Here is a 1,142-nt window from a genome sequence, read left to right as displayed (position 1 = left end):
CGCGGGAAAAGGGTTAGCGCAGGAACTGAGCTTCTGACATTAGACGATCTGTCGGTCATGGAGTTGGATTTACAAATTCCAGAACGTTATTTGTCGATGTTGTCAGTTGGAATGGAAGTTGCCGCGAAGACCAGTGCTTGGGGTGAACAACGTTTTTCTGGGAAAGTCACTGGTATTGATACCAGAATCAGTGCAGAGACATTGAATTTGCGCGTGCGCATTGAGTTTGATAACCCAGAAAACCAATTGAAACCGGGCATGTTGATGAACGCTTCACTGGCATTTCCTGCTATTAAAGCGCCGATCATTCCTGTTCAAGCACTTGAATACTCAGGCACTAAACGCTTTGTATATTTAATTGATGAAAACAACAAAGCGACTCGCCAAGAGGTGTTGCTGGGTGCGCGTGTCGACAACGAAGTAGTGATTGAATCTGGCGTTGAGATTGGTGACAAGATCGTTGTTCAAGGTATTGTTAACATGCGTGATGGCGTTGAAGTGAAAGAAATTGTCGCGCCACTCAAAGCTAACACTGCGGATGTGACAGGCAATGACAGTGAATCGGCTGAGGAAGAAAACTAATGTTACTTTCCGACGTTTCAGTTAAACGCCCTGTCGCGGCGTTAGTTCTGAGTATGCTGTTGTGTGTATTTGGCTTTGTGTCATTCACCAAATTAGCTGTTCGTGAAATGCCTGATATTGAGAGCCCAGTCGTTTCTATCAGCACGCGTTATGAAGGCGCGTCGGCGACCATTATTGAAAGCCAAATCACCTCCGTATTGGAAGATCAGATTTCTGGGATCAGTGGCATTGATGAAATCAGTTCCACCACTCGTAACAGCATGTCACGCATCACGATCACCTTTGAGTTAGGTTACGATCTGAATACTGGGGTGAGTGATGTGCGTGACGCCGTTGCTCGTGCTCAGCGCTCGTTACCTGATGAAGCAGATGACCCAATTGTTTACAAGAACAATGGTTCGGGTGAAGCGTCCCTTTACATCAATCTAAGTTCTTCTGAAATGGACCGCACACAGCTGACGGATTATGCCGAGCGTGTTCTGATGGATCGTTTCAGTTTGATCACGGGTGTGAGTTCTATCGATCTCTCTGGCGGTTTGTACAAAGTCATGTACGTGAAA

Annotated in this window: 1 protein-coding gene and 1 pseudogene; both read left to right on the top strand. The window is 46.1% G+C overall.

Annotated features, from left to right (window positions below; all coding sequences use genetic code 11):
• Positions 1–582 (top strand): annotated as a pseudogene (gene vmeE, locus R8N28_RS26190) (multidrug efflux RND transporter periplasmic adaptor subunit VmeE); the annotation flags it as partial.
• Positions 582–1,142, top strand: a 561-nt coding sequence (locus R8N28_RS26185; RefSeq protein WP_318183780.1) for an efflux RND transporter permease subunit, incomplete at its 3' end; no start/stop codon positions are given. The pseudogene vmeE and the gene R8N28_RS26185, both read left to right, overlap by 1 nt.

Source organism: Vibrio sp. Vb1554 (assembly GCF_033344235.1).
The sequence above is the reverse complement of the archived record's forward strand: the minus strand, read 5'-3'. Positions and strand labels throughout refer to the sequence as shown.